Annotated in this window: 7 protein-coding genes; all 7 read right to left on the bottom strand. The window is 63.9% G+C overall.

What is annotated here, in order from left to right:
- Positions 1 to 366: rod-binding protein (locus B3E91_RS07230; protein WP_287028881.1), on the bottom strand; the 366-nt coding region annotated here is incomplete at its 3' end.
- A 15-nt stretch (positions 367 to 381) separates the two neighbouring features.
- Positions 382 to 1,488, bottom strand: coding sequence for a flagellar basal body P-ring protein FlgI (locus B3E91_RS07225; RefSeq protein ID WP_376747783.1), 1,107 nt, complete (start codon positions 1,486 to 1,488; stop codon positions 382 to 384).
- A gap of 5 nt (positions 1,489 to 1,493) precedes the next feature.
- Entirely contained in the window at positions 1,494 to 2,189 is a 696-nt protein-coding gene (gene flgH / locus B3E91_RS07220) for a flagellar basal body L-ring protein FlgH (RefSeq protein WP_287028880.1), read from the bottom strand.
- Between the two features lie 20 nt (positions 2,190 to 2,209).
- A complete protein-coding gene (gene flgG, locus B3E91_RS07215) occupies positions 2,210 to 2,995 on the bottom strand; it encodes a flagellar basal-body rod protein FlgG (protein WP_090229641.1) in 786 nt (261 codons plus the stop codon).
- 44 nt (positions 2,996 to 3,039) lie between these two features.
- Positions 3,040 to 3,783, bottom strand: coding sequence for a flagellar basal-body rod protein FlgF (gene flgF / locus B3E91_RS07210; protein ID WP_090229644.1), 744 nt, complete (start codon positions 3,781 to 3,783; stop codon positions 3,040 to 3,042).
- Positions 3,784 to 3,957: 174 nt separating this feature from the next.
- Positions 3,958 to 5,460, bottom strand: coding sequence for a flagellar hook protein FlgE (locus B3E91_RS07205; protein ID WP_287028878.1), 1,503 nt, complete (start codon positions 5,458 to 5,460; stop codon positions 3,958 to 3,960).
- A 25-nt stretch (positions 5,461 to 5,485) separates the two neighbouring features.
- On the bottom strand, positions 5,486 to 6,184 hold the full coding sequence (gene flgD, locus B3E91_RS07200; protein ID WP_287028877.1) for a flagellar hook assembly protein FlgD: 699 nt from the start codon (positions 6,182 to 6,184) through the stop codon (positions 5,486 to 5,488).
- Between the last annotated feature and the right edge of the window lie 10 nt (positions 6,185 to 6,194).

Genomic DNA, 6,194 nt, shown 5'->3' with positions numbered 1-6,194 from the left:
CTGGGCGAACGGATTCTTCCGCCCGGCGCCGCTGGTGGTGTGGCTGAGCTGGCGCTCGAGCACGCCCGCCAGGCCGATGCCGCCCTCCTTGGACAGGTTCATCGCCAGCTGCTGGTCGTGCATGTCCTGGTACTGCTTGCTGGTCTGGCTGGAGAACGGGCTGTCCTTGTCGGCCAGCACTTCGTTCGCCGAACGCATGGACTTCATCATCTGGCTGAGGAACAGCGACTCGAACTCCTGGGCGACTTTCTTGACGTTCTCCGCGCTGTCCCGGTTCTTGCCTTTCATGGCGGCGAGACGGTTCAGATCGGTGACCGAGCCCGAGTCGGTGTTGCTGCTGTAGTTCCCGCCCAGGCGTGAGTCCATCGCTGTAATCCCCGCTTAGATGACGATCAGATCGGCCTGCAACGCGCCGGCCTGTTTCAGAGCTTCGAGGATGGCCATCAAGTCGCCCGGTGCCGCGCCGACCTGGTTAACCGCACGGACGATCTCGTCCAGCGTGGTACCCGGGCCGAACTTGAACATCGGCTTGGCTTCCTGTTCCGCCTTGATCTTCGAATTCGGTACCACCACCGTTTCGCCGCCCGCCAGCGCGTTGGGTTGGCTGACGATCGGGTCTTCGCTGATGGTTACGGTCAGGCTGCCATGGGTCACCGCTGCGGGTGAAACCTTGACGTTCTGGCCGATGACAATGGTGCCGGTACGCGAGTTGATGATGACCTTGGCAACCGCCTGACCCGGATCGATGTCGAGGTTCTCGAGAATCGAGATGTAGTCGACGCGCTGGTTCGGATCCAACGGAGCATTGACGCGTACAGAGCCTCCATCAATGGCTGATGCAACGTCCGGGCCAAGCAGCTCGTTGATCTTGTCGACGATGTGCTTCGCGGTGGTGAAGTCCGAACGGTTGAGGTTCAGCGTCAGGCTGTTGCCCTGGTCGAAGCCGCTCGGCACCGGCCGCTCGACGGTCGCGCCACCGGGGATGCGTCCGGCCGACGGAACGTTGACGGTGATCTTCGAGCCGTCGCGGCCCTCGGCGTCGAAGCCGCCGACCACCAGGTTGCCCTGGGCCACCGCGTAGACGTTGCCGTCGATCCCCTTCAGCGGCGTCATCAGCAGGCTGCCGCCGCGCAGGCTCTTCGAGTTGCCGATCGAGGAGATCGTCACATCGATGGTCTGGCCCGGCTTGGCGAACGCCGGCAGGTCGGCATGGATCGAGACGGCGGCAACGTTTTTCAGCTGCACGTTGCCGCCAGGCGGCACTTTTATGCCGAACTGCGCGAGCATGTTGTTGAAGGTCTGGATGGTAAACGGGGTCTGCGTGGTCTGGTCGCCCGTGCCGCTGAGGCCGACCACCAGGCCGTAACCGATCAACTGGTTGCTGCGCACACCCTGGATGCTGGCGATGTCCTTGAGCCGCTCGGCGTGAGCGACGGTTGCGGACAACAGCAGAGCGATCCCGACGAACATCGACTTGAACATGATCATGCGCCTCAGAAGGGCCACAGCGGACTGGTGAAGAACTGGCTCAGCCAGCCCGGCTGACTGGCATCGGCGAACGAGCCGGTGCCGGAATAGGTGATGCGGGCGTCGGCCACGCGGGTCGACACGACGGTGTTGTCGGTGGCGATGTCATCGGCGCGAACCAGGCCGGAAATGCGCATCAGCTCGTTGCCGGTGTTCAGCGTCAGCCATTTCTCGCCGCGGACGGCGAGCACGCCATTGGGCAGCACTTCGGCGATGGTCACCGTCAGCGAACCGGTCAGGCTGTTGCCCTGCGCGGCCTTGGAGTCGCCCTTGTTATCGCGGCTGCCGGAGAACTGGGCGCTGAGGTCCATGCTGTTCTTGGTCAGCGGATTGGTCCCGGACACCGCGCCGCCGAACAGCGAGGTCAGGCCGAGGTTGGCCGAGCTGTCCTTGGAGATGTCGGAGCTGGCGTTCTTGCTCGCCTGGGTACGTTCCTGCAGCGTGACGGTGATGATGTCGCCGACGCGGAACGCCTTGCGGTCGCTGTACAGGTTCTGGTCGAAACCCGGCTGGTAGATCGAACCGTTGGTGGCGGCGGCCGGCATCGGCGTGCGCGGCATCACCGGCGCGTAGTACGGGTCGTTGGGCTTGGCAGCCGGGGCCACGCATCCTGCGAGAAAAAGCGCTCCGAGCACGGGGACGATAACGGTAAGGCGGATCATGGAGCGCTACCTCGCGGGTATTACAGGTTCTGGGTGACGAAGCCGAGCATCTGATCGGCGGTGGAAATGACCTTGGAGTTCATCTCGTAGGCACGCTGGGTGGTGATCATGTTCACCAGTTCCTCGACCGTGCTGACGTTGGAGTTTTCCAGGGTGTTCTGCAGGACGGTCCCGAGGCCGTTGAGGCCCGGCGTGCCGGTCTGCGGCGCACCGCTGGAGGCGGTCTCCATGAACAGGTTGTTGCCGGTGGCCTGCAGGCCGGCCGGGTTGATGAAGTTGGCGGTCTGGATGTTGCCGATCACGGTCGGCGTCGAGCTGCCGGCGACGGTGACGGAAACGGTGCCGTCCTCGCCGACGGTGAAGGTCTGGGTTTCTGGCGGAACGACGATCGCCGGCTCCAGTGGAAAGCCGTTGGCGGTCACCACCTGGCCATCGGAGTTCAGGTGGAAGGTGCCGTCGCGGGTGTAGGAGACGGTGCCGTCGGGCATGGTCACCTGGAAGAAGCCGTCGCCGTTGACCGCCATATCGAGCGGCTGGTCGGTGGTCTGCAGGCTGCCCTCGGTGAAGTTCTTCTGCGTGCCGACGATGCGCACACCGGTACCCAGCTGCAGGCCGGACGGCAGCTGGTTGTCCTGGGTCGCCTGGGCGCCCGGCTGACGGCGAACCTGATAGAGCAGGTCCTGGAACTCGGCGCGATCACGCTTGAAGCCGGTGGTCGAGACGTTCGCCAGGTTGTTGGAAATGGTGGTCAGGTTCATGTCCTGGGCGGACAGACCGGTCTTCGCGACCCAAAGTGCAGAAAGCATGTGGCTTCTCCTCGCGTCGGTTTTTCGACGCCTCAATCACTTGTTCAGCTGAATTGCAAAACCTTGGCCAAGGCGGCCGAGTCGTCCTCGGCGGTTCGCATCATCTTGATGTGCAGTTCGAATTGGCGGGACAGCGCCAGGATCGAGGTCATCTCCTCGGCGGCGTTGACGTTGCTCGCCTCGACGAAGCCGGAGGCCACGCGCACGTTGGCATCCACGTCCGGCGCGGGCTGGCCGGCCTTCATGTGGATCAGGCCGTCGGTGCCCTTCTCCATCTGCTTCTGGTCCGGGTTGACCAGCTTGAGGCGGTCGACCTGGGCGATGACGTTGGCGCTTTGGCCTTGGGAGCGGATGCTGATGCTGCCGTCCTGGCCGATCTCGATCTTGGTCGCCGGCGGTACGGAAATCAGCCCACCGTTGCCCAGCACCGGAAAGCCACTGGCGGTACGCAGGATGCCGACGGCGTCGACCTCGAGGCTGCCGGTGCGCACGTAGGCCTCGCCCCCGCTGGGCGCCTGCACGGCCATCCAGCCGTCGCCTTCGATGGCGACGTCGAGATCGCGGCCGGTCTCCTGCAGCGCTGCCGGGGTGAAGTCAGTGGCTGGACGTTCGCTCATGGCGTAGACCCGCGACGGCATGCTCTCGCCGAAGACCTGCATGGAGCGCGCTTGCTCCAGGTCCTTGCGGAAGCCGGATGTCGAGACGTTCGCCAGATTGTTGGCGTGCGCGCGCTGGGCCATCTCGTTCTGGCTGGCACCGGTCATGGCGACGTAGAGAAGTTTGTCCATGAATCACCTCGAAGCGACGGAGGAGCGCCGTCATTGAATCGTTCGAGAGTGATAAAGCAAGCGCTATGCCAAAAACGAAATTACGCTTTAGGCAACTGATTTTAAAAGAAAAAGCCTCGAACGAGGCTTTCTTGAAACGGACCAGGCGGCAGTTATCTGCCGCCTGGAACGGGGTCAGGTCATCTGGATGATGGTCTGGGAGATGGTGCTCTCGGTCTCGATGGTCTTGGCGTTCGCCTGGTAGTTGCGCTGGGCGACGATCAGGTTGACCAGCTCGGCGGTCAGGTCGACGTTCGAGTCCTCCAGCGAGCCGGAGGACAGCGTACCCAGCGTTCCCGAACCCGGTACGCCGATCACCGGCTCGCCGGAGGCGAAGGACTCGGCCCAGTCGGTGTTGCCGACCGGCGTCAGGCCCTGCATGTTGGCGAACGTCGCCAGCACGGTCTGGCCGATCACCTTGGACTGCCCGTTGGTGTAGGTGGCGAACAGGCTGCCGTCGTCGGCGACTTCCAGGCCGGACAGCTGACCGGTGGTGTAACCGTCCTGGCTCACGCTGTTCACCGCGAAGTTGGTGTTGGTCTGGGTCGAACCGCGCATGTCCAGGGTCAGGCCCGTGGCGTTGGCCGTAGCGCCGTTGCTGCCCCAGGTAACCGGATTGGTGTTGCGGTTGGTGATGGTCGCAGGCACCCAGTCGGTCAGCGAAAGAACGCCGGCCGGAGACGTGGCGACACCGTCGAAGCCGGTTGCGCCAACCAGGTTCCCGGAGGCATTGAAGGTCAAGTTCGAAGCGTAGGGCGCGGTGCCCAGCGCTTCGGAGGCCGCGGCCACGGCCGAAGCGACGCTGGCAGCAGTGGCGCCGGTGGCGGCAGCGGCAGCGTTGGCGGCCGCGGTCACGCTGGCGTCGGTGCCGGCCGGCAGCGCGGCGACCACGCTGGCCGGCGTCGAGCCGGCGGCGTTGGCAGCGGTCTGCGCGGCGCCTACGGCAGCGCTGTCACCGCCCGGGTTGCTCGGGTTGCGTCCGTCGACGGTCACGTACATGGTCCAGTTGTTCGCATCGCTCTTCACGAAGTACTGCGACATGGTGTGCGAGTTGCCCTGGGAGTCGTAGACGTCGACCGAGGTGGACCAGTTGTAGCTCGCCGAGACCGACGGATTGAACGGTGTGGTGGTAGGAACGGCCGCGGTGGAGTTCAGCGCGACGACCTGGTCGATATCGGTGGTGGCCTTCGGCAACTGGTTGGTGGTGTCGATCTTCAGGTCGGTGATCACCCCGTTGACGATGTTGCCGCTGGCATCGACGCCGTAGCCCTGCAGCCTGTTGCCCGAGTTGTCGATGACGAAACCGGCGCTGTCCGAATGGAAGGTGCCGTTACGGGTGTAGACCCGGGAGCCATTGTCGCTGAGCACGAAGAAGCCGTTGCCGTTGATCGCCAGGTCCAGGCTGCCACCAGTCGAGGTGATGTTGCCCTGGGTGAACTGCTGCGAGACGTTGGCGGTGAGTACGCCGCTGCCGGTGGTGTTCTTGCCGGAGCCGAACATCGAGGTGGCGTACACGTCGGCGAACTCCGCGCGGGAGGCCTTGAAGCCGGTGGAGCCCACGTTGGCAATGTTGTTGCCGGTCACGTTGAGGTTTTTGCTGGCGGCGTTGAGGCCACTCAGGCCGATATTGAAAGACATGAATTTCTCCTTCCGGCGCGCCGGCTTACTGGCCAATTACCTGGACTTGCGACAGCTTCACGCTGCCCAGCCCAGCAAGGTTGAGGGTCATCTCTTCGCCGTCCTGTCCCAGCGTCACGCTGTTGACGGTGGCCGGCAGGTAAGTCGAAAGAGCGGTCTTGGTGTCGTCGATGGTGGCGGTGGCCTTGAAGGTGTAGGTGCCGGCCGCGAGCTTCGTGCCATTGGTGTCGGTACCGTCCCACTCGAACGTGACGTTGCCGGCCTCCTGGGCGCCGAGATTGATCTTCTTCACCACGGCGCCAGCGGAGTCGTACACGCTGACGGTGGTTTCGGTGCCGGCCTCAGGCAGCTTCACCGCGCCGGTGATGCCGGTAGAGGTATCCACGACCGCCTTGTCGGTTTGCGCGATCACCGAACGACCGACCAGCGACGAGGCCTGCAGCGCCTGCGAGGACTGGAAGCCGCTGGTGATGGTGTTGACGGACGCATTCAGGTTCTCCATGCCCTCGACCTGGCTGAACTGCGCCAGCTGGGCGACGAACTCGCTGTTGTCCTGGGGATCGAGCGGGTTCTGATTGTTCAGCTGGGTGACCAGCAGTTGCAGGAAGTCGTTCTTGCCCAGGGAGCTGGAGCTGCTGGACGAACTGGTGCTGCTGGAATCTTTCGGCTTCGTGGTGCTGGACAGTCCGGCCAGTACGTCGGAGGCGCTATTGACAGTGCTCATTGAAGTTCTC

The sequence above is a fragment of the Pseudomonas sp. UBA6310 genome (assembly GCF_002438225.1).
Taxonomy (GTDB): Bacteria; Pseudomonadota; Gammaproteobacteria; order Pseudomonadales; family Pseudomonadaceae; genus Pseudomonas_O; species Pseudomonas_O kuykendallii.
Note: the sequence above shows the minus strand (reverse complement) of the source record. Positions and strands in the feature narration are given on the sequence as shown.

Bases quoted from the DNA above. Each gene is read 5' to 3' on its own strand.
- B3E91_RS07225 (WP_376747783.1), bottom strand. From the start codon at position 1,488: ATGATCATGTTCAAGTCGATGTTCGTCGGGATCGCTCTGCTGTTGTCC.
- flgF (WP_090229644.1), bottom strand. From the start codon at position 3,783: ATGGACAAACTTCTCTACGTCGCCATGACCGGTGCCAGCCAGAACGAG.
- flgD (WP_287028877.1), bottom strand. From the start codon at position 6,184: ATGAGCACTGTCAATAGCGCCTCCGACGTACTGGCCGGACTGTCCAGC.
- B3E91_RS07205 (WP_287028878.1), bottom strand. From the start codon at position 5,460: ATGTCTTTCAATATCGGCCTGAGTGGCCTCAACGCCGCCAGCAAAAAC.
- flgH (WP_287028880.1), bottom strand. From the start codon at position 2,189: ATGATCCGCCTTACCGTTATCGTCCCCGTGCTCGGAGCGCTTTTTCTC.
- flgG (WP_090229641.1), bottom strand. From the start codon at position 2,995: ATGCTTTCTGCACTTTGGGTCGCGAAGACCGGTCTGTCCGCCCAGGAC.